At 64.9% G+C, this 21,007-nt stretch carries 22 protein-coding genes and 2 pseudogenes; 14 read left to right on the plus strand and 10 right to left on the minus strand.

Features of this window, described 5'->3' with window-relative positions; all coding sequences use genetic code 11:
- The first annotated feature begins 62 nt into the window (after positions 1-62).
- From KUV65_RS16720 to KUV65_RS16730, 3 genes are read left to right on the plus strand one after another with little or no spacing between them, the layout of a single operon-like run.
- Positions 63-1,124, plus strand: coding sequence for a pyridoxal-phosphate dependent enzyme (locus tag KUV65_RS16720; protein WP_222191874.1), 1,062 nt, complete (start codon positions 63-65; stop codon positions 1,122-1,124).
- Positions 1,117-2,244 (plus strand): M24 family metallopeptidase, encoded by a 1,128-nt coding sequence (locus KUV65_RS16725; protein WP_222191875.1) that lies wholly within the window; start codon positions 1,117-1,119, stop codon positions 2,242-2,244. Before KUV65_RS16720 ends, KUV65_RS16725 begins: the two co-directional genes overlap by 8 nt.
- Entirely contained in the window at positions 2,241-2,981 is a 741-nt protein-coding gene (locus tag KUV65_RS16730) for a maleate cis-trans isomerase family protein (RefSeq protein WP_222191876.1), read from the plus strand. The genes KUV65_RS16725 and KUV65_RS16730 overlap by 4 nt, the downstream gene beginning before the upstream one ends.
- A gap of 6 nt (positions 2,982-2,987) precedes the next feature.
- Here the strand turns inward: KUV65_RS16730 and KUV65_RS16735 are convergent, their stop codons facing one another.
- Both KUV65_RS16735 and KUV65_RS16740 read right to left on the minus strand, forming a co-directional pair.
- A complete protein-coding gene (locus tag KUV65_RS16735) occupies positions 2,988-3,635 on the minus strand; it encodes a ChrR family anti-sigma-E factor (RefSeq protein WP_222191877.1) in 648 nt (215 codons plus the stop codon).
- A 6-nt stretch (positions 3,636-3,641) separates the two neighbouring features.
- Positions 3,642-4,175, minus strand: coding sequence for a sigma-70 family RNA polymerase sigma factor (locus KUV65_RS16740; RefSeq protein ID WP_308124710.1), 534 nt, complete (start codon positions 4,173-4,175; stop codon positions 3,642-3,644).
- Positions 4,176-4,468: 293 nt separating this feature from the next.
- Here KUV65_RS16740 and KUV65_RS16745 point away from each other — a divergent pair, with 293 nt between their 5' ends.
- The 5 genes from KUV65_RS16745 (at position 4,469) to KUV65_RS16765 (ending at position 8,912) form a co-directional block, all read left to right on the plus strand.
- The gene (locus tag KUV65_RS16745; RefSeq protein WP_222191879.1) at positions 4,469-5,761 is read left to right on the plus strand and encodes an NAD(P)/FAD-dependent oxidoreductase; all 1,293 of its coding nucleotides are present in this window, start codon (positions 4,469-4,471) and stop codon (positions 5,759-5,761) included.
- Entirely contained in the window at positions 5,758-6,519 is a 762-nt protein-coding gene (locus KUV65_RS16750; protein ID WP_222191880.1) for a DUF1365 domain-containing protein, read from the plus strand. The genes KUV65_RS16745 and KUV65_RS16750 overlap by 4 nt, the downstream gene beginning before the upstream one ends.
- Positions 6,516-7,760: an MFS transporter gene (locus KUV65_RS16755; RefSeq protein WP_222191881.1), complete on the plus strand. Its 1,245-nt coding sequence runs from the start codon at positions 6,516-6,518 to the stop codon at positions 7,758-7,760. Before KUV65_RS16750 ends, KUV65_RS16755 begins: the two co-directional genes overlap by 4 nt.
- Before the next feature lie 18 nt (positions 7,761-7,778).
- Positions 7,779-8,522, plus strand: a complete 744-nt coding sequence (locus KUV65_RS16760) for an SDR family NAD(P)-dependent oxidoreductase (RefSeq protein WP_222191882.1) — start codon at positions 7,779-7,781, stop codon at positions 8,520-8,522.
- Between the two features lie 75 nt (positions 8,523-8,597).
- Positions 8,598-8,912 (plus strand): DUF3775 domain-containing protein, encoded by a 315-nt coding sequence (locus tag KUV65_RS16765; protein ID WP_222191883.1) that lies wholly within the window; start codon positions 8,598-8,600, stop codon positions 8,910-8,912.
- A gap of 173 nt (positions 8,913-9,085) precedes the next feature.
- On the opposite strand, the gene KUV65_RS16770 is transcribed toward KUV65_RS16765, so the two are convergent.
- From KUV65_RS16770 to KUV65_RS16785, 4 genes are all read right to left on the minus strand, one after another.
- Positions 9,086-10,228: a saccharopine dehydrogenase family protein gene (locus KUV65_RS16770; protein ID WP_222191884.1), complete on the minus strand. Its 1,143-nt coding sequence runs from the start codon at positions 10,226-10,228 to the stop codon at positions 9,086-9,088.
- A 14-nt stretch (positions 10,229-10,242) separates the two neighbouring features.
- Positions 10,243-11,298, minus strand: coding sequence for a saccharopine dehydrogenase (locus KUV65_RS16775; RefSeq protein ID WP_222191885.1), 1,056 nt, complete (start codon positions 11,296-11,298; stop codon positions 10,243-10,245).
- 12 nt (positions 11,299-11,310) lie between these two features.
- Positions 11,311-11,964, minus strand: a complete 654-nt coding sequence (locus KUV65_RS16780) for a histidine phosphatase family protein (protein ID WP_222191886.1) — start codon at positions 11,962-11,964, stop codon at positions 11,311-11,313.
- A gap of 66 nt (positions 11,965-12,030) precedes the next feature.
- Positions 12,031-12,195, minus strand: coding sequence for a hypothetical protein (locus tag KUV65_RS16785; protein WP_222191887.1), 165 nt, complete (start codon positions 12,193-12,195; stop codon positions 12,031-12,033).
- Between the two features lie 63 nt (positions 12,196-12,258).
- Here KUV65_RS16785 and KUV65_RS16790 point away from each other — a divergent pair, with 63 nt between their 5' ends.
- Positions 12,259-13,467, plus strand: a complete 1,209-nt coding sequence (locus KUV65_RS16790) for a hydantoinase/carbamoylase family amidase (RefSeq protein WP_222191888.1) — start codon at positions 12,259-12,261, stop codon at positions 13,465-13,467.
- A 17-nt stretch (positions 13,468-13,484) separates the two neighbouring features.
- Positions 13,485-13,919, plus strand: coding sequence for a DUF2383 domain-containing protein (locus tag KUV65_RS16795; protein ID WP_222191889.1), 435 nt, complete (start codon positions 13,485-13,487; stop codon positions 13,917-13,919).
- Here the strand turns inward: KUV65_RS16795 and KUV65_RS18275 are convergent.
- The 4 genes and pseudogenes from KUV65_RS18275 to KUV65_RS16805 form a co-directional block, all read right to left on the minus strand.
- The gene (locus tag KUV65_RS18275) at positions 13,916-14,287 is read right to left on the minus strand and encodes a winged helix-turn-helix domain-containing protein (protein WP_374107086.1); all 372 of its coding nucleotides are present in this window, start codon (positions 14,285-14,287) and stop codon (positions 13,916-13,918) included. The two genes, KUV65_RS16795 and KUV65_RS18275, sit on opposite strands and share 4 nt — an antisense overlap.
- Positions 14,261-14,344: pseudogene (locus tag KUV65_RS18280) on the minus strand (response regulator transcription factor); the annotation flags it as partial. The pseudogene KUV65_RS18280 and the gene KUV65_RS18275, both read right to left, overlap by 27 nt.
- Positions 14,333-14,617: pseudogene (locus KUV65_RS18285) on the minus strand (response regulator transcription factor); the annotation flags it as partial. The pseudogenes KUV65_RS18285 and KUV65_RS18280, both read right to left, overlap by 12 nt.
- Positions 14,614-16,563 carry a hybrid sensor histidine kinase/response regulator gene (locus tag KUV65_RS16805; RefSeq protein ID WP_222191891.1) on the minus strand — a complete coding sequence of 650 codons (1,950 nt, stop codon included), beginning with the start codon at positions 16,561-16,563 and terminating at the stop codon, positions 14,614-14,616. The gene KUV65_RS16805 and the pseudogene KUV65_RS18285, both read right to left, overlap by 4 nt.
- Positions 16,564-16,796: 233 nt before the next feature.
- Between KUV65_RS16805 and KUV65_RS16810 the strand changes: the two genes are divergently transcribed.
- From KUV65_RS16810 to KUV65_RS16825, 4 genes are all read left to right on the plus strand, one after another.
- Entirely contained in the window at positions 16,797-18,734 is a 1,938-nt protein-coding gene (locus tag KUV65_RS16810) for an AMP-binding protein (protein ID WP_308124711.1), read from the plus strand.
- Between the two features lie 58 nt (positions 18,735-18,792).
- A complete protein-coding gene (locus KUV65_RS16815) occupies positions 18,793-19,047 on the plus strand; it encodes a hypothetical protein (RefSeq protein WP_222191893.1) in 255 nt (84 codons plus the stop codon).
- Positions 19,044-19,883, plus strand: a complete 840-nt coding sequence (locus KUV65_RS16820) for an ABC transporter ATP-binding protein (RefSeq protein ID WP_222191894.1) — start codon at positions 19,044-19,046, stop codon at positions 19,881-19,883. The genes KUV65_RS16815 and KUV65_RS16820 overlap by 4 nt, the downstream gene beginning before the upstream one ends.
- Before the next feature lie 68 nt (positions 19,884-19,951).
- Positions 19,952-20,938, plus strand: a complete 987-nt coding sequence (locus tag KUV65_RS16825) for a branched-chain amino acid ABC transporter permease (protein ID WP_222191895.1) — start codon at positions 19,952-19,954, stop codon at positions 20,936-20,938.
- Positions 20,939-21,007 lie beyond the last annotated feature (69 nt).

Here is a 21,007-nt window from a genome sequence, read left to right on the forward strand (position 1 = left end):
CAACGCTTGCAATCATGCGAGGCGAAGTCAGGATAGCCCGACGGCTGTCTAAGAGGGGCACGATGAAATTCCTGCAAAACCCATGGCGTCACGCGCCTTTGCCCGACGGGCTGTCCGCGATCCCCGGCGACGTGGCCGAGGATGCCGCCCCGGTCGAGGCGCTGCTGGCGCAGTGCCCGAAGCATCGCGAAACGCCGCTGGTCTCGGTGCCGGAGCTGGCCGCGGAACTTGGAGTGTCCGCCATCCACGTGAAGGATGAGCGCAACCGCATGGGGCTTGGCAGTTTCAAGGCGCTTGGCGCGTCGCATGTGATCGCGCGCGATGCCGTTGAGGTCATGGGCGATGATCCGGCCAAGGCGCTGGCGGGTCGGACCTATGTCGCGGCGTCGGCGGGCAACCATGGACTGTCCGTCGCCGCCGGAGCGGGCGTGTTTGGCGCGCGGGCGGTCATCTACCTGTCGGAAACCGTGCCGGCCGCCTTTGCCGATCTCCTCCGGCAAAAGGGGGCCGAGGTCGTGGTGGAGGGCGCGGATTACGAGGCCTCGATGGCCGCCGCCGAGGCCCGCGCCGCCGCCGAGGGATGGACGCTTCTGTCGGATTCCACTTGGGATGGCTACGACATCGGCAAGGGCGTGATGGAAGGCTATCTTGCGATGGCCGCCGAAGCCGCGCGCCAGATCCACGAGGCCCCCACGCACATCTTTCTGCAGGCCGGTGTGGGCGGCCTTGCCGCTGCCTGTGCCGCTTATGCCCGGCGTGCGTGGGGCGATGGACCCATCATCACCGTCGTCGAACCGGACGCGGCCGAAACCCTTATGGCGTCGATCAAGGCAGGCCGCCCGACCCATGCCGCGGGGCCGGTCAGCACGATGGGGCGGCTTGACTGCAAGGACCCGTCCCATATCGCGCTCAAGTCTCTCGCCCAAACGGCAGACACTTTCCTGAGCATCAGCGACGCGGAATGCGACGACGCCATCTCGCGCCTGCCCGCGCACGGCTTGGCGACCTCTCCATCCGGCGGGGCGGGGTTTGCCGGATTGCTCCACGCCCCCCGCAAGGAGCTGCGCCTCGGCCCGGACGCGCGCGTCTTGCTCTACCTGTCGGAAGGTCCGGTGGATGCCTGATTTCCCCGCCGAAGAATACGCGGCCCGGACGGCAAAGGCGCTGGAGGGCATGGCGCGGCAGGGCATCGACGCGATGTTCCTGACCACCGAGGCCGAGTTCCGATATTTCTCCGGCTTTCGAACCGCGTTCTGGCAGAGCCCGACACGGCCGTGGTTCCTGATCCTGCCACGTCGCGGCAGCCCCATCGCCATCATCCCGCAGATCGGCGCGGAGTTGATGGAGACCACCTGGGTCGACGACATCCGGCCCTTCGACTCCCCCGCGACGGATGCACCGCATCTGCACCTGCTGCAAAAGGCGCTGTCAGACGTCAGCACCATCGCCACGCCGATGGGCGAGGAAGCGTCACTACGCATGCCCTTGGCGGAGTTCGATCGCCTGCGGCGCGGCCTGTCCGCGACGTGGGTCGACGCGACCCCGCTCATCAAGGCGTTGCGGATGGTGAAATCGCCCGCCGAACAGCAGAAGATCCGAGAGATCTGCCGGATCGGCAGTGCCGCCTTCGCGCGGGCGGAGGATTTGTTCCACCCCGGTCAGCCTCTGGACGAGGTGTTCCGCAGCTTCCGCATCGCATTGTTGCAGGAGGGCGCCGAAGAGGTGCCCTATCTCGTTGGTGCCGCCGCAGCGGACGGCTACAGCGACGTGATCTCTCCGCCCGGGTCGCGCCCGCTGGCGGATGGCGATGTCCTGATGCTGGACACAGGGGCCAGCTTGGGGGGCTATTTTTGCGATTTCGACCGCAACTGGGCGATTGGGTACGCCTCGGATGCGGCGGCGTCGGCGCATCGACACTTGCACGCGGCGACGGAGGCGGCGCTTGCCGCGATCAGGCCTGGCATGACGGCGGCCCAGCTATGCGAGGTGATGGCCCAGGCCTTGGGGCAGGGGTCGGGCATCGGGCGGCTGGGTCACGGTCTTGGCATACAGTTGACGGAATGGCCCTCGCTCGCGCCCCATGACCAGACCGTGCTGGAACCCGGCATGGTGCTGACGCTGGAGCCGAGCCTGCAAATCGCACCGGGAAAGATGATGGTGCACGAAGAGAACATCCTGTTGACCGAAACCGGGGTAGAGCTGTTGACGGACCGCACGCCCCCCGACCTTCCGGTGCTTTTATGACCCACGCCTTGTCTTACGACACCGACGGCGGCGCAGGATCGCGTGCGCGGTTTGGGCTGATCGTGCTCAGCACCGACGAAACGCTGGAGGTCGAAGCGCGCGGGGTCATGGCTCACGATGGGATCGGCCTCTATCACGCGCGTATCCCGGCCCATGCCTTGGTGACGCCGGAAACTCTGCGTGAGATGGAGGCGCATCTGCCCGACACAGCGGGGCGGTTGCCGGCCGGTCTGGACGCGATTGGCTATGCCTGCACGTCGGCGGCGACGGTGATCGGGCCGGACCGCGTGGCGGAGCTTGTCCAATCGCGCCATCCGGACGCCCTGGTGACCAACCCCATCACGGCCGTTATCGCCGCCTTGCAGGCGCTGGATGCAAAACGCATCGCCTTGGTGACGCCCTACGTGGCCGAGGTGAATGCGCCGATCCGGGCGAAACTGGTCGAGGCCGGGATCGCCTGCGTCGATGAGAGGTCGTTCCTGCAAAAAGAGGATTGGACCGTTGCCCGGATTTCCGAAGCCTCGACACTGGACGCGCTGATCGCGGCAGGCGCCGCCGGGGCCGATGCCGTGTTTGCCTCCTGCACGAACTTGCGCAGCTTCAACGTTCTGAAAAAAGCCGAGGGCCTGATCGGGTGTCCCGTCGTGACATCCAACCAGGCCCTTTTGTGGCATATGCTCAAGCTGGCGAAGGTCGAGGCGCGCGGCTGGGGGCCTGGGCGCCTGTTCGACCTGTAGGCGGCGTCAGATGCCGATAAAGGGCTGCGCGATGCGTGGCAGCAATCTCTGAAATTTCAGGCGCGCGTCGGTGGCGACAAGGCAAATACAGTCCTCGCCATCATCGTCGGCAATCGGCGTATGGTGCGTGTCGTTGTCGGCAACCTCCAGATCGCCGCGCACGAAATGCCCGTCATCCGCGCTATACCCGCCCTGAAGGACAAGCGTCAGCTCCATGCCGCCGTGGCTATGCTCGGGCATGGCCTGTCCGGCGGGAATGTAGAGAAGGCGCGCGGTGCCTTCCTTGTCGGCATGCAAGACCGCCTGCTTGGCCCCCAAGCCAACGCTGCGCCATTTCACGCTGTCGGTGTCGCCGCCGAGCAGCGCGCGCAACGGTCCGGGAAACACACCAGCCTTGGGCTGTGCGGTGACCGTGCGATCGGTGTCCTCGCCGATCCGCGCCAAGGTTTGTTCAAGGCTGTCGGGGGCGATCTCTGCTTCTTCGAGGTCTTCGAGAACGGCGCCGCCCAGGGCTTCGAATCCGGCCAGACGGGACCGCACGTCATCGCTCATCGAGACATGGGTCGCGATGACCAGGTCGAACGCCTGCGGCAATGCACCCGTGGCATAGCCCATCAGCAGGTCATCCGGAATTTGATGCTGTACGTCGGTCATCGGTCTTCAACTCATCGAATGGCGTAGCCTTTCGAGAGCCAACCTAATCCGGGACTTGATCGTGCCAAGGGGCAGTCCCGTTTCGGCGGCGATCTCGGAATGGGTGAGATCGCCGAAATAGGCTCGTTCGATCAGGCGGCGCTGTTTCTCGGGCAGCTGGCGGATTGCATCCGTCAGCCTTGCGCTATCCTGTTGAAGTGCGAGCACGTCTGCCTGGTCGGGCTGTTCCTCGGGGCCCCAGGGAAGGTCCTCGGGCTCGGGGCGGGCATTCTTCCTAATCAGGTCGATCTTGCGGTTCCGCGCGATCGTGAAAATCCACGTCGCCACGGAGGCGCGTGCCGCGTCATACATGTGCGCTTTTTGCCAGAGCGTGGCCATCACGTCCTGCATGCATTCCTCGGCGAGGCTTTCATCCGCCCCGGACTTGATCAGGAACGCCTTTACCCGGGGTGCAAAATGCCGGAACACCTCGGCAAAGGCCGATTTGTCCTCGTCTTTTGCAATCGCCGTGATGCGGGCGACCCAATGTGCTTCGGTCACTTCGTTTGCCGCCACCGTCTGGTCACATCTTTCCCGGCAGCGCCGCACCACAGCATCCGCATCGCGGACGGCTGAAGCTTGGCTGCCTGTCTGATCGACATGGTCATTCGGCACCAACATACGACTTATACGGCGCTTTTCCTAATCTGGATCACACAAACTTTTCATGCGAAACAGATTTTTTCGTAGCGTCCATCCATTTGGCAATCTTGGATTTTTCTTTGATCCATCTGGCGCGCGGGGCCGTAAAGCTGTCAACATCTGAAAAAATCTTCAAGGATCGGGGAAAGTCAGTGCCATTCGAAACATCGAACGCAGCACCCAAGCGCATTGCGGTCATCGGGGCGGGTATTTCGGGCATGGGGGCCGCCTATCATCTGGCCACCGACCATGCCGTCACCCTGTTCGAGGCCGAGCCACGCCTTGGCGGCCATGCCCGGACCATCGTGGCGGGCAAGAATGGCGATCAACCGGTCGATACCGGGTTCATCGTGTTCAACTACGTGAACTACCCGCACCTGACCAAGCTGTTCGCCGAACTGGACGTGCCCGTTGCGAAATCGGACATGAGTTTCGCGGCGTCCATCGGCGGCGGGAAGGTCGAGTATGGCCTGCGCAACCTCTCCGCCCTGTTCGCGCAGAAGTCGAACCTGGCGCGGCCCGGGTTCCTGCGCATGATCCGTGACCTGATGCGCTTCAACGCCGAGGCAGAGCGCGTGGCGACGGACTCCTCGATCACCTTGGGCGAGTTGATGGACCAGATGGGCATGGGCCAGTGGTTCCGCGACTACTACCTGACGCCGATCTCCGGCGCGATCTGGTCGACCCCGAAAGAAGAGATCATGGATTTCCCGGCGCAGGCGCTGGTGCGGTTCTTCCGCAACCACAACCTCTTGCAGGCGTCCGGTCAGCACCAGTGGTGGACGGTGCAGGGCGGCTCCATCGAATACGTGACGCGGCTTGAGCAGGCGATGCGCCGTCGCGGGGTCGACATTCGGGTTGCAGCGCCGGTCGATGCCGTGCGCCGCCTGCCCGGCGGGATCGAGGTGATCCGGGATGGTCACCCCGAGGCCTTTGACGAGGTGGTCTTCGCGACCCATTCGGACGACACCCTGCGCCTGCTGGCCGATCCGATGGCGGCGGAGACGGCGGCCCTCGGCGCGGTGCGCTATCAGCTGAACGAGGCCGTCCTGCACGCCGATGCCCGCGCCATGCCCAACCGTCGCGCCACCTGGTCCAGCTGGAACTACACCGAGCGCCCGGGCCACGAGGGCGGCCCGATCGACCTGACCTACTGGATGAACTGCTTGCAGCCGATCCCGGAAGCCGACTCGCTCTTCGTGACGCTGAACAGCCGCGCGCCGATCCGCGACGAGTTGATCTACGACACCACGACCTTCCGTCACCCTGTTTACGACTTGGCCGCACTTGCCGCGCAGGGCACTATCCGCGAGATGAACGGGGCGAACAACACGTGGTTCTGCGGGGCTTGGATGAAGAACGGTTTTCATGAGGACGGCTATACCAGCGCCATCGACGTGGTCGAGGCAATGACCAGCCGTGACGAACGGGTCATGGCCGCATGAGCGCGGTCGATCATATCGCCGGGGAAACCTTTCACGGGCGGCGCGGGTCGGTCGAGAACGCGTTCAAATACGGCATCGACTACGTGTTGTTGGACGCGGAGGAGGCCAAGCCGTGCGCACCATGGCTTTTCGGGCGCAACCGCGCCGGGTTTCTGTCGCTTCAGGACAAGGACCATGGCGGGCCGGTGAAGCATGGGCGCGGCGCCGCATGGGCACGCGAGGTTCTGGCGGCAAACGGTCTGACGGATGTGACCGACGGGAAACTGATGCTTCTGGCACAGCCGCGGACGCTCGGGCACGTGTTCAACCCGGTCAGTTTCTGGCTGGCGCATGACCGGCCGGGGCGCCTGCGTGCCGTGATTGCCGAGGTCACCAACACGTTCGGCGATCGCCATTCCTATCTTTGCGTCCATGACGACCGGCGCCCGATCACGCGCGAGGACACCCTGACCGCGCAGAAGATCTTTCACGTCTCGCCCTTCCAGCCGATCGAGGGGGGCTACACTTTCCGCTTCGACATTCGGAATGACCGGGTTGGCGTCTGGATCGACTTCTCGACCGGAAATGAGGGGCTCTACGCCACGCTGACCGGAAAGCGACAGACCCTGACCACAGGTGCGATCCTGCGCTCGGCGCTCAGGCGGCCCCTCGGGGCGCGTCGCGTATTCGCCTTGATCCACTGGCAGGCCCTTGTGCTGTGGTGGAAGGGTGCCTCCTATCGCGACCGGCCCGAGCCGCCGGGCCACGAGGTGTCGTGACACCTCGACCCAAGCCGAACCTCGCGGGATTCGGGACCTTCGCGGCGATGCTGTCGGCAGCGGGCCTGCCGATTTATATCCACGCGCCGAAATTCTACGTCGATGAATATGGCGTCGGTCTGACCGCGCTGGCCGGAGTGCTTTTTGCCCTGCGGCTTATCGATGTGGTTCAGGATCCGGCCCTTGGCTGGTTGGCCAGTTGGGTGCGGCAATCGCGGGCGCAGGCGGTGGCCTTGGGTGTGGCGGTTCTGGCCGGGTCGATGGTGGGCCTGTTCGCGGTTGCTCCGCCGGTTGCACCGCTTTTGTGGTTCGGCCTGATGATGACGGGGCTGTTCTCGGCCTTCTCGTTCCTGACGATCTGCATGTACGCGGAAGGGGTGCAAACCGCCGCGCGCCTTGGGGAAACCGGCCACCTGCGGCTTGCGGCATGGCGCGAAACCGGGGCGCTTTTGGGGGTTTGTGCCGCCGCGGTCCTGCCCGCGGTTTTGTCCGGCTCTCCCGCGCCCTTTACCGGATTTGCCCTTGGGTTCGTTGCCCTTTGCGCGGCGGCGTTGTGGCTGATGCGCGGGGAGTGGGGGCAGGCCGCGCAGGTTGGCCGGACCGGTTTCGCCGAGGTTCTGTCCGACCCGCTGCTGCGGCGGCTTTTGTTGATCGCGCTTCTGAACGCGGCGCCGGTTGCCGTCTCTTCCACCCTGTTCCTGTTCTATGTGGAAAGCGTGCTGGGCGCACCGGGGTGGGAGGGGCCGCTTCTGGTGCTGTTCTTCCTGACGGCCGCCGCAACGACGCCGATCTGGACGCGCCTTGCCCGACGGTTTGGGGCGCGCGCCATGCTGCTTGCCGGCATGGTCCTGGCCATCGCCAGTTTCTCGACCGTCCTGACGCTCGACGCCGGCGATACCGTGGCCTTTGCCTTGGTTTGCCTGGCCTCGGGCGCGGCCATCGGGGCCGATTTCGCGCTGCTTCCCGCGCTTTTCGCCACGCGGATGGAGCAGGTCGCGCCAGAGGCTTCGGCCGGGTTCGGCCTGTGGTCTTTCGTGCAGAAAGCGACCCTCGCCTTGGCCGCGATCCTGCTCTTGCCCGCGCTTGACCAGGCCGGGTTCCGCTCGGGGCAGGAGAACACGCCCGAGGCCTTGCAAATGCTGACATGGCTCTATGCTTTGGTGCCATGCGTGTTGAAACTCGGGGCGCTTGTCCTTTTGTCGATAACAACGCTGCCCACGCAAGTGGCGCGCAACGTGTGATGTGAAAGGAACGGCGGTATGCGGGATTGGAGCGGCAAGAGATACTGGTTGATCGGGGCGTCCGAAGGCCTCGGGCGGTCGCTGGCCCACCAGATGAGCCGGACCGGCGTTGACCTCGTGCTGTCGGCTCGCTCCGAGGACCGGTTGCAGGAACTTGTCGCGGAGTTGCCCGGAAAGGCCTCCTACGTGCCGATCGACATCGCCGACCGCGGCAGCGTCGAGGCCGCCGCGAAGGAGGTCGGCGAGATCGACGGCGTCGTGTTCCTGGCCGGGGTCTATTGGCCCATTGCCGCCACCGAGTGGGACGCCGAGAAGGTCGAGGCGATGTTCGATATCAACCTGACCGGCGCGGTGCGCGTGCTGGGGCAGGTGGTGCCGCGTTTCTTCGAGAAGGGCGAGGGCCATATCGTTCTGACCGGCAGCCTGTCCGCCTACCGCGGGCTGCCTGGGGCCATCGGGTATTCGGCCTCGAAGGCGGGGTTGTTCAGCCTGGCCGAGTCGCTGCACGGCGATCTGCGGGGCACCGATATCGACGTACAGATCATCAATCCCGGGTTCATCCGTACGCGCCTGACCGACAAGAACGATTTCAAGATGCCCGCGATTCTGGAGCCGGACGAGGCGGGTCGCGTCTTTTTCGAGAAGATGAACGGCGGCAACTTCGCGTCGCATTTCCCCTGGGCGTTCGGGATGATTTTCAAGCTGAGCCAGTTGATGCCGGCCTGGATGTATTTCCCGCTGTTTTTCAAGAAGGGCGACTGAGGGCATTTGCGTCAGATCAAGGTGACGAAGGCCTCATCCGGCTGATATGAGGGACGGAAAAGGAGGACGCGCGATATGGAAATCTCTGTACGGAAAGTGGCCCAGATTGTCCTCATGGGGCATGAACTGGATCGGGCTGAAGGCGAGCTCAGGGCGTTCATCGAACGCCTGAACGAGGACGAGGCGGCGGAACTGGTCGCGCTGTTCTGGATCGGGCGTGGCTCGTTTGATGCGGACGACTGGGCCGAAGCGGTGGAAACCGCGCAGGCCGAAGCGACCGTGCCGACCGCCGACTACCTGCTGGGAAGCCCGCATTTCTCGGACCACCTCGAGGCGGGCTGCGAGGCCATGGGCATCGACGTGACCGACGAGGAAGACGGGCTGATGTAGGCCAGACCCCCGAGGGGTTGCGCCGCGTTCCACGCGTCGCCCGGGGGAGGCACGGCCTCACGCCCCTTTGGGGCAATCGCCCGTGCCTTCTGCCTTCGGCAGGCATATTTTAGGGATAAAGATGGGGCGGGCCATGGGGCCCGCCTTTGTCGTTCTCTTGCTGCGTCGCCGGGTCAGGCCGCGTGGTCGACGATTTGCAGATGCTGGGCGAGGGTGCCGACCGTCTGCATCCAGTCCTTGACCAAGGTGGGATCGGACGGCGCGGCGTGAACGCCGGGGGCGATCTTGCCGGCGATCGCGGCTTCGACGGCAAGCGAGACCGGGACGGAGACAAGCCGCGCCATGGCGGTGCCACGCTCGTCGCCCCAAGCATCCATGACATAGGTCTTGTGCCAGACCGTTTCGCCGTTCTTCCGGGCTTCGAGCCCGACGCAGAGGACAACCCGGTCCGGCTCGCCCTCGTCATAGGCGTTGTCGGTCCAGAACCCGTCGGACATCTCTTTCAGACGCGCATCGCCTTCGGGGCCGCTGAGCGTTTCGATCTCGGCGAAGACGTCGGCCCAGGCCTCGGACCAGCCGTCGAGGCGCAGGGTGCCGCGCACGAACTGGTCGACCGTCCAGTCGTCGCCGAGCCCGTATTCCGCCATGAAAGGCAGGGAGTCGCGGTTGGGATAGACCTCGAAGCTTTCGGGGGTGGGCAGCGGCGCGGTGTAGGTGGAGATGGCGTTCCACGGGCGGTCCACCACCCATTCGGCGCCGTCCTTGATGGAGCGCGAGGGCGAACGCAGGGCCTTGAGCACGCCCAGGGGCGACCAGCTGAACTTGTAGCGGAACGGGTTTGGCGTTTTCGGGATACCGCCGCAATAGGAGATGAAGCGGTGCGTGTTGGACGGGTCGAAGGCGTGGGAGGCGCGATACGCCGCCATCAGCGCGTGGGCCATCAGGTGGTCGATCCCGGGGTCGAGCCCGACCTCGTTCACAAGCGTCACGCCGGCCTTTTTCGCGGCCTCGTCGAGCGCGCGCATCTCGGGTGCGATGTAGCTGGAGGAGACGAAATGCGCGCCCTTGGCGATACAGGCCTCGGCAATCGCGACATGCCAGTCGCCCGGCAGCATCGAGACGGCGACGTCGCCGGGGGTCAGGGCCTCGGTCAGCGCAGCGAGGTCAAAGGCCCGGATGTCGTCGGTCAGGTCGCCCACGGCCTCGCGGGCCTTCTCGACGGTTCGGTTCCAGACCACCACGTCATGGCCCGCCTCGATCAGGCGGCGAAGTCCCGGGATGGCCGAAAGGCCGGTGCCGCACCAATGGATCGTCATCTTGCGCCTCCTGTTCAGACGGTTGCGATATGCTTGTCGAAGATGGTTTTCGCCCGGCCCCAGACGCCTTCGTCCAGCGCATCGAGTGTCTTGAGCGATGGCAGAAGCTGGCCCGCGTAATCCTGCGCGCTTTCGACCGGAAGAAGCGAGGGCAGGTTGTCGATGGCCATCACGTCGAGCGGCGGGTCGTCGTGGACCCGCAGGGCCGGGGCGGCCCAGTCGGTGACACGGTCATAAACCTTGATCGGAGAGAACTCCGAGGTCGGGTCGCAGGCGATATCGCCGATCACGCGCAGCGTGCGCGGGGCGGTCTTGGCCTCGGCTGGAACGAAGACCGGGACACCGGGCGTGGCGAGGATGCAGTTGAGGAAGATGTCGTGCTGCAGGATTTCGGGGAAGGGGCCGCCATGGGCGGTTTCGTCGATATCCCAGCGCGTGACCTCCAACCCCATCTGGTCGCAGAAATCGCCCGCGCCGGTGCCGACACGGCCCTTGGCGCCGATGATGATCGCGCTGGGGCGGTGGCTGTCGATCCGGTCGAGGGCGGCGGCGATGGTGTCACGCAGGGCCTCGGCGTTCGGGTAGGTGGCGACGGGTCCGCAGACGCCGCCCTCGGCCTCGGCGATCCAGCACATGGTCGAGATGGCGGCCCCGGCATAGCCCGCCCAGTAGCCGAAGGCGGCGACGCGGCGACCGCTTTCGTCGGTCAGGTATTCGAGGTCATAGAGCGTGCCGCCGCCCGCCTTGAACCGCTTGAGCAGTTCGCGCCCGGCTGGCTGGCCCTTGTAGGCATGGCCGAACATGATGTGGCGATGCGGCAGGGGGGTGCCATCCTCGGGCAATTCCTTGAGTCCGAAGATGATCGCGTCTTCCGGGGCCTGCCGCCAACTACCGGCCGGGGCGATGCGGGCGCCGGTGGCGCGGTAGCCATCGATCGGAATGGCGCGCACCGGGCTGTCTTCGACGGTGACAGTCATGCCCGCGGCCAGCAGGTCTGCCACGCCCTCGGGGGTGATGCCCACGCGTTCCTCGTTCGGGCGTTCCTCGGCGCGGACCCAGAGATGTGTCATCGGCTTTCCTTTTCAGAACTCGGTGCGGGCATGGATGCGGTCGGGTGTATCGAGATGGGGCGTGGCGTTGAACCCCGAGAGGATCCGCGCCTGGTCCAGCACCATCACGCGGTGGATCGAGCAGTTCCGGATCGGCACCAACAGGTGCGCCATGCGCGCGATGTCGAGGTCGAGCAGGTGTCGCACCATCATGCCGATCACGCCGCCAGACGTGACGCAGAGCACCCGGCGCCCCGGTGTCGCGGCAAGGTCCAGCACCTCGGCCACGCGCGCCTCGAAATCGGCATAGCTTTCGTCGCCACGGATCTCGGCGCGATGCCAGGCCTCCATGATGTCGCGGATGTGGTGGACGAAATCCTCGGGGCCATGCATCTCGGTCGCGCCGTTCTTTTCGGCATGCGCGCGCGACAGGTTGAAATAGTCCAGCTCGTTCAGGCGGAGATCGACCTGGGGCTGCGCCCCCATGTTGCCCATACCTTCCGCCGTTTCGCGGTGGCGGCGCAGGCCGCCCATGAACACCTCGTCGAAGGGGGCGTCATGGGTGCGCAGCCACTCGCCCAGCCAAACGGCCTGCTGGTGGCCCAGATCGCTCAGCCGGTCATAGCCCGTCTCGTCATTCGCTGCTGAATTCGCCTGCCCGTGCCGGACCAGAACCAGTTCGCCCACACCAAACCTCTCTCGCGGATCCTGTGCCCCGTGATGGGGGATCGCGCGGCGAAGCGCAAGGCGGCCTCAGCCAAGGCCGAAGGTGGTTCTGAGGATCGGCAGAAGGGTGGCCGCGGCGATGCCGACCACGGCGCCAACGGCGAGCCGCATGAAAGGCCGCCCGAGGCGGGGCGACGCAAGGCTCAGAAGCCCGCAAATCGCGGCGTAGAAGACAAGGGCCGTCACATCCATGGGGTGGACGCTACCATGATCGGATGCGAATAGCTTGGGAAACCTGCCGACAGGAGGCCACACATGACCCCGAACGCCGACCGTTTCCTTGCCGATCTCCACATGCTGCGCACATTCGGGGGCGATGATGCGCCGGGCAGCAAGGGGGTGCGGCGGCGCGCGTTCACCGATGCCGATCTCGCCGCCCGAGACTGGCTGGCAGGCCGCTTTCAGGAGGCCGGGCTGACCCCGCACATGGACCCGGCGGGAAACCTTTTCGGCCTAGCCGATGCGGATCGCAGCCTTCTGATGGGCTCGCATTCCGACACCCAGCCCGAGGGCGGCTGGCTGGACGGGGCCTATGGGGTGATCGCGGCGTTGGAGGTCGCGCGCACGGCGCAGGAGGCCGGCGGCCCGCCGATCTCGGTCGTATCCTTCCAGGACGAGGAGGGGCGTTTTGGCGCGCTCACCGGATCGTCGCTCTGGTCCGGCAAATTGAGCATGGAGGCCGCGGACAAGCTTGTCGCGACCGATGGCACGACTTGGCCAGAGGCACGGGCGCGTGTCGCGGACCGGGCAGGCGACTGGGTGGATCCCGCGCGGTTCTTCGGCTTCCTGGAGGCGCATATCGAACAGGGGCCGGTCCTCGATGCGGCCGGCGAAGCGGTGGGCGTCGTGACAGGCATTGTTGGCCTGCGACAGTTCCACGTCACCGTTCACGGCCAGCAGAACCATGCAGGCACCACGCCCATGGCCATGCGCAAGGATGCCTTCACCATCGCGGCCCGGATCGCCACGGCCTTGCCGGACCGCTTTGCCAACGTCGTCACGCCGCAGACCGTCTGGACCATCGGCCATATCCGCCTGCATCCCGGGTCGCAGTCGGTGGTGCCCGGGCGCGCCGAGTTCTCGCTGCAATGGCGCGATATCGATGCCGACCGCCTCGACCGGATGGAGCGGGTGATCAACGATCTTCTGGAAGAGATGTCGGGTGAGACCGGATGCGAGATTACGCTCGACAAGCTGCGTCACGATCTGGCGCCGATGCCGATGGATGACGCGATGCAAAAGGCCCTGTCGGATGCTGCCGAAGAGGTCGCGCCGGGGCGCTGGCGGTCCATGCCCTCGGGCGCGCTGCACGATGCGTCGAACCTTGCCGCTCTGATGCCGGTCGGAATGCTCTTCGTGCCGTCGATCAACGGCATTTCGCATGCCTTTGAGGAAGACACCAAGGAACCGGACCTGGTGACAGGGGTTGAGGTGCTAGCCCGGGCGGTGCAGCGTTTGGGCTGATCAGCCCGGAGCCGACCATGAGCGACCCACAGGACCCATCCCGCCAGATCGCCGCACTGGAGGTCTTGCTGACCCATCTGGTCGATGCACGGACCGCGACAGATGCGCTGCTGCCCCATGCCGAGGGACAATTCGAGCACCTTCTGAAAAAGTTCCGGGAGGAGCACCACCAGCATATCCAGCGCGTCGGGCGGATCCTCTTTGCCCTCGGTCAGGACCCGGACGAGGGTGGATCGCTGAAGGGGCGGGCGGCCTCGATGCTCACCGCGATCAAGGCGTCGTTCGACACCCCTGACGCAAGCGATATGTCGGCCTTGGCCGATGCGGGCGCAACTCTTCTACAAGAATTTGACGCCGCCATTCGCGCGACGCCGGCCAACCACCATCGGGATGATCTGGAAGACATGCGCGAGGAACTGGCGGGTCTGGTCGCAGAAGCGCGTGGGCGCTAGCTCCACGCCACGTCGCCCAGAAAGATATAGCCCGCGCCGTAGATCGTCTTGATCAGCCGGGGGTTCTTGGGGTCCTCACGCAGTTTCGTGCGCAGGCGCGAAATCCGGACATCCATCGCCCGGTCAAAGCTTTCTCCTGCCGCGCCGCCAAGGCTTTCCTGCATCTGCTGGCGCGAGATCAGGCGCTTCGGGGCCTCCAGGAACATGCGCAGCACCTCGCCCTCGGCATGGGAAAAGGCGGTTTCCTCCCCAGTTTCGTCTTCGAGGACATAGCGATCGAAATGCGCGGTCCAGCCGTTGAAACGCGCGGTTTGCTGCGCCCCCGATTTCGGCTTGGAGACCCGCAGGCGGGCGCGGACGCGTGCCACCACCTCGGCCGGGTCGAAAGGTTTGATGATGTAGTCATCCGCCCCAAGCTCCAGACCGGTCACGCGATCCTGCACCTGTGCGCGGCCCGAGATGATGATGATCGCGGCGCCGGATTCGAGGGCAAGGCGATGCACCAGTGCCAACCCGTCCCGATCCGGCAGGCCAAGATCGACAAGACACACATCAGGGGTGGAGCGTTGCAGCGCGGCCTCGAACTCGGTCGCGCGGGCAAACCCGGCGGTGCGGAACCCGGCCTCGGTCAGCGCATCCGACAGCATGGACCGGATCTGCGGTTCGTCATCGAGGATGGCGACGAAGGGTTGGCTCATGCGGCGACCTCGGCGTTCAGAACGGCGGCAAGACGCGTAGGCTCGATCGGCTTGCTCAAGACGGGCCAGCGCGCGGCCCCTTCTACCCGTCTGGGGTCGTTTTCCGGCAAGGAGGTCAGGAGCGCAAGGCGCAACTGCGGGTGGCGCGCCGCGAGCCTCGACAGCAACTCGACCCCGTCCATCTCCCCCAGGCGAAGGTCCGAAATCACCCAATCGAGGCCGGGAATCTCGGCAAGGGCCAAGGCCTCTTCGCCGCTGGCGGCTTCGATCACCTGGTGGCCCATATGGGTCAGCGTATCGCGGATGCCGGCGCGCAGTTCGGCGATGTCGTCGACCACCAGGATCAGAAGGGGGCGCGCCTCGGCCTCGGCGGCCTTCAGGGGGAGGCGCAGGGTGACGACACCGCCCCCGTCGGGCGCGTTCGACAGGTCCAGCTTGCCGCCGGCCAGCTTCGTCAGGTCGTAGACCATCGTCAGGCCAAGGCCCGACCCCTCGTCGCCCTTGGTCGTGAAAAACGGGTTCAGCGCATTTGCCAAGGCATGGTCGGAAAATCCCGGGCCGGTATCGCTCACGCGGATTTCCAGCCAGGTATCGCGCAGGTTGGCCAGCCGAATGTCGATGCGCCCGTCCTTTCCACCGATCGCATCCCGCGCATTGAGGACAAGGTTCAACAGGCTGTCCTGCAAACCGCCCGCATCCAGCATCAGCGCCGGGTGCTCGACGGTATTCTCGATGCTGAGCGTCACCCCCTCGGGCAGGGCCGCGCGGCCCAGTTGGGTGAACCCGTCGAGGAAATCGCGCAGGACGACCGGGGCGGTGCGCATCTCGTGCGGCCCCGAAATGCGCGCGATCTTGTCGAGCAACGTGCCGCCGCGCCGTGCCGCCATCTTCGTCGCCTCGGTCAGGTCATGCGCGCCAAGGGGTAGGGGCATCCGCTCCAACCGGCCTTGCAGCCCGAGGATGATCGTCAGGAGATTCGCGAAGTCGTGCGCCAACCCGCTGGTCAGTTGCGCCGCCAGTTCCCGCTTGTGGGTCTGCGCCAGCGCCGCGCGCGCCTGCGCCTCTTCGGTCATGTCGGTGGACAACAAGTAGACCCCGGTGATCGGGCCGTCCGGGTCCATCCGGTCCGGGGTAAAGGCGGTTCGAATGCGCCGCCCCGACCCTTCGTCGTCATATTCCAGAACGCTCGCCTCGCCGCGCAAGGCGGCGGCCACGGGCCCCTTGAGCCTCCCTGAGGTGACCGGGTCGAACACCTCGTCAAAGCGTATCCCGACCACGTCCGACCGCTTGCCCGGCATGACCGAGGACAGGCGGCGATTGGTGTAGGTATAGACCCCCTCCGAATCGAGCCGCGCGATATGGGCCGGCGTCATCTCGGTGGTGACGCGGATGCGCGCTTCCATCTCGGTCAGCTGCCGCTTCGCCTCTTCCAACTGGGCGATGGTGGCTTCCAGCCGCCGATTCGTGCGCGCCAGTTCCTCGGAATGGCTCAGCACCTGGTCGGAGAGTTCCTCGGATCGCGCCCTGAGCAACGCCTCCTGACGCTTGGTCGCGGTGATGTCGGTATAGACCGTGACCCAGCCACCCTCGGGCAGCGGCGATCCCTCCACGCTGATCGTGCGCCCGTTCGCGCGTTGCCGCTCCATGTAATGGGGCATGAAGGCCCGCGCCGCCTCCACCCTGTCCTTCACGAACGCGTCGAGGTCATCCACCTCTCCGTATTCACCATTTTTCGCCAGCCAGCGCACGGTTTCATCGAAGCGCGCGCCCGGACTGACAAGGTGTTCCGGCAAGCCGAACATGGTCTGGAACGGGCGGTTGCACACGGCAAGGCGCAGGTCCGCGTCGTAGATCGACAGGGCCTGCTGGATCAGGTTCAACCCGGCCAGCGTCAGGTGATCGGTCAGCGCCGATTTCGCCATGATATCGTCCTCCCACTCACCCATCGCTGGCCCCCTTTGCGTCACGGCGTCAAGCTTCCCCTGCGTCTTGTTACAATTCGTAAGGATTGGGAAAAAGTCAGGCAAAACTTGACCGCGAGCTATTTGCAGGCACGGTAGAGGCGATGGGAGTCGCCCGGCATGTCGAAGAGGCGGCCCCGTGAGCGCCGGTGGGGAGACCGGCGAAGGGAGGAACGACTTTGGCTCTTGCAACACCGCCTGCGGGCGCACCGCAATCCGTGCCTGCGCTACTGGCCCGTAACGTGGCACAGTTCGGGTCCAAGCCCGCGTATCGCGAAAAGGAATTCGGGATCTGGCAAAGCTGGTCCTGGTCGGAAGCGTCCGAAGAGATCGAGGCGCTGGCGATGGGGTTTCTCGCCCTCGGGCTTGAAAAGGGCGACTACCTTGCCATCATCGGGCGCAACCGCCCCGCGCTCTACTGGTCCTTCGTGGCCGCGCAAAAATGCGGCGCGATCCCGGTCGCGCTGTACCAGGACTCGCCCGCCGAAGAGATGGCCTACGTTCTGGAACACTGTGGCGCCCGCTTCGTTGTCTGCGGCGACCAGGAACAGGTCGACAAGGTCATCGAGGTGCAGGAGACGGTCCACGGCATCGACCAGATCATCTATGTCGACAAGCGCGGGATGCGCAAATACGACCACACGCACATGAACGCGATGGAGGACGTGCAGTCCGAAGGGCGTGCCGGGCATTACCGGCTCGAGCCGATCATGCGCGAACGCGAGGCGGCGCTCGGTTACGACGACACCTGCGTCATGCTCTACACCTCGGGGACCACCGGAAAGCCCAAGGGCGTGGTTCTGTCCAACCGCAACATCATCGAGACGGCCAAGAACTCGTCCGAGTTCGACCATCTCGACGTGCATGAAGAGGTGCTGGCCTACCTGCCGATGGCCTGGGTGGGCGATTTCATCTTTTCCATCGGTCAGGCGTACTGGACCGGGTTCTGCGTGAATTGCCCGGAAAGCCCGGAAACGATGCTGACCGACCTGCGCGAGATCGGGCCGACCTATTTCTTCGCTCCGCCGCGGATCTTCGAGAACATGCTGACCAGCGTGATGATCCGCATGGAGGATGCCGGGCGCTTCAAGCGTCGCATGTTCCACTACTTCATGGATCACGCGCGCGAGGTCGGGCCGAAGATGCTCGATGGTGAATCGGTCGGCGCCATGGACCGCCTGAAATACGCGCTTGGCAACCTGATGGTGTTCGGACCGTTGAAGAACACCCTCGGCCTTAGTCGTGTGCGGGTTGGCTACACGGCCGGCGAGGCCATCGGGCCCGAGATCTTCGATTTTTACCGCTCGCTGGGGATCAACCTGAAGCAGCTCTACGGTCAGACCGAAGCGTCGGTCTTCATCACTCAGCAGCCGGATAGCGAAGTGCGCCCCGACACGGTTGGCGTGCCGTCTCCGGGTGTGGAGCTTCGGATCGACGAGAATGGCGAGGTCTACTACCGCAGCCCCGGTGTTTTCGTGGAATATTACAAGAACGCAGAGTCGACCGCCTCGACCAAGGATGCCGAGGGATGGGTCGCGACGGGCGATGCAGGTTTCATCGAACCCGATACCGGCCATCTGCGGATCATCGACCGGGCCAAGGACGTGGGCAAGATGGCCGATGGCAGCCTGTTCGCGCCAAAATACGTCGAGAACAAGCTGAAGTTCTATCCAAACATCCTCGAAGCGGTGGTGTTCGGGAACGGGCGCGAGATGTGCACGGCCTTCATCAACATCGACCTGACCGCGGTGGGCAACTGGGCCGAGCGCAACAACATTGCCTATTCCTCCTACCAGGAACTGGCCGGGCATCCGCGCGTGCTGGAAACGATCCAGAGCCATGTCGAGGAAACGAACCAGAGCATCGCGCAGGACGAGATGCTATCAGGCTGCCAGATCCACCGCTTCCTGGTGCTGCACAAGGAACTGGATGCCGATGACGGCGAGTTGACCCGGACGCGCAAGGTGCGGCGCAACATCATCGCCGAGAAATACAGCGACCTGATCGATGCGCTCTATGCCGGCAAGACCGAGCAATACACCGAGACCGAGGTGACCTACGAGGACGGCCGCAAGGGCAAGATCACGGCCACGCTTGAGCTTCGCGATGCAAAGGTCGTGCCCACCGGCGCCCCGGCACAGGTGGCTGCGGAATGACGGGCGGACGCTCAGCTATCGCTGTCGCCCCACCCGCCATCCCGCGGGGGCTGCGCGCATGAGTTTCGTGGCGATTGCATTGTTCCTCTTGGGCTTTGTCGCAAGCTGGGTGGCCGGCCGCTACCTGCGCACGGGGGCAACGGCCATCCAGGGCGGCGCCATTGGGATCTGCGGCGTGGCGGCGTTGCTCTACGGCATGCCGGAGCTTTGGGAAGAAAATCTCACCTGGGCGCTGATCGCCCTGTTGGTTTACGGCCTGATCGGAGCGTTGATCTTCCGCTCCGGGCAGGCGGCGAGGGAGAACGCGGAATGAACGAGGCGATCCATCCGCCCATCGACCCCAACGAGGGATACGTCACCGAGGATGGCCGCAGGATTGGCGGCGTGGTGATGGAAATGAAGCATATCACGCTGCGCTTCGGCGGGGTGGAGGCGATCAAGGACATCTCCTTCGACATCCGCGAGGGCGAGATCCGGGCCATCATCGGGCCGAACGGCGCGGGCAAATCCTCGATGCTCAACGTGATCTCGGGCTTCTACAATCCGCAGGAGGGCGAGGTCTGGTACAAAGGCCAGATCCGCAAGCCGATGAAGCCCTTTCAGGTGGCCCGCCAGGGCATCGCGCGGACCTTCCAGAACATCGCGTTGTTCGAGGGGATGAGCGTTCTCGACAACGTCATGACGGGGCGGCTGAACCACATGAAGGCCAGCTTCCTGGACCAGGGGTTCTGGTGGGGAAAGGCCCAGCGCGAAGAGGTCGAGAACCGCGAAAAAGCTGAACAAATCATCGACTTTCTCGAAATCCAGGCGATCCGCAAGACGCCCGTGGGGCGCCTGCCCTACGGCCTGAAGAAGCGGGTCGAACTGGCCCGCGCGCTGGCGGCGGAGCCGCAGATCCTGCTGCTCGACGAGCCGATGGCGGGGATGAATGTCGAGGAGAAGGAGGACATGTCGCGCTTCATCCTCGACGTGAACGACGAGTTCGGCACCACCATCGTGCTGATCGAGCATGACATGGGCGTGGTCATGGACCTGTCCGACCGCGTTGTCGTGATGGATTACGGCAAGAAAATCGGCGACGGCACGCCCGACGAGGTGCGCAACAACCAGGAGGTCATCGACGCCTATCTGGGGGTTTCGCATGACTGACGCCGCACGTCACACCCCGTACACAGCCTGTACACACCCCGTACATACACCGAGCGAGGGAGGCCAAGATGCCTGATCAACTCATCTGGGCGATGGAGGTCACGCTGAACGGCCTCATGACCGGGGTGATGTACGCCCTTGTCGCGCTGGGCTTCGTCCTGATCTTCAAGGCCTCCGGCATCTTCAACTACGCGCAGGGGGTCATGGCCCTGTTTGCAGCGATGACGCTGGTCGGCATCCAGGAGGGGCGCATCCCCTTCGCGCACCTGATCAACGAGATCTTCGGCACCGAGATCCACCATTTCGGATGGCATGTGCCCGCGCTGCTGGCGATCCTGCTGACCGTGGTGGTGATGATCGGCTTTGCCTGGGCGGTGCAGAGGTTCATCTTCAAGCATCTCGTCGGACAGGAACCGATCATCCTGTTCATGGCGACGATCGGCCTGGCCTATTTCCTCGAAGGGGTCAGCGACCTGATGTGGGGCTCGGAAATCCGCACGCTGGACGTAGGCCTGCCGCAGGGCATCAACGGCTGGATCGACAACACCACCTTCGACGTCTTCGGCTACGGGTTCTTCATCGACAATCTCGATATCTCGGCCTCGATCGTGGCGGCGATCCTTGTCGCGGGCCTGATCCTCTATAGCCAGTACACCAAGAACGGCCGCGCCATGCGCGCGGTGGCCGACGACCACCAGGCGGCGCTGAGCGTGGGTATCTCGCTCAACTATGTGTGGGTTCTGGTCTGGTCGCTGGCGGGTATCGTGGCGCTGGTTGCAGGCATCATGTGGGGCAGCAAATCGGGCGTTCAGTTCTCGCTCAGCCTGATCGCGCTCAAGGCACTGCCGGTGCTGATGCTGGGCGGCTTCACCTCGATCCCCGGTGCTATCGTCGGCGGGTTGATCATCGGCGTGGGCGAAGCGCTGTTCGAATTCGCCATCGGCCCGATGATCGGCGGCGCGACCGAGAACTGGTTCGCCTATGTGCTGGCGCTTGTCTTCCTCGTCTTCCGGCCGCAGGGCCTGTTCGGCGAAAAGATCATCGAGAGGGTGTGACCGGATGCGGACCGCGCCCCATACCGCCCTTCACGGTGCTCGCTGGTCGCTGAAGCTGTCGCGCCGCAC

This window comes from Maritalea mobilis (assembly GCF_019800885.1).
Classification (GTDB): Bacteria; Pseudomonadota; Alphaproteobacteria; order Rhodobacterales; family Rhodobacteraceae; genus Roseibacterium; species Roseibacterium beibuensis.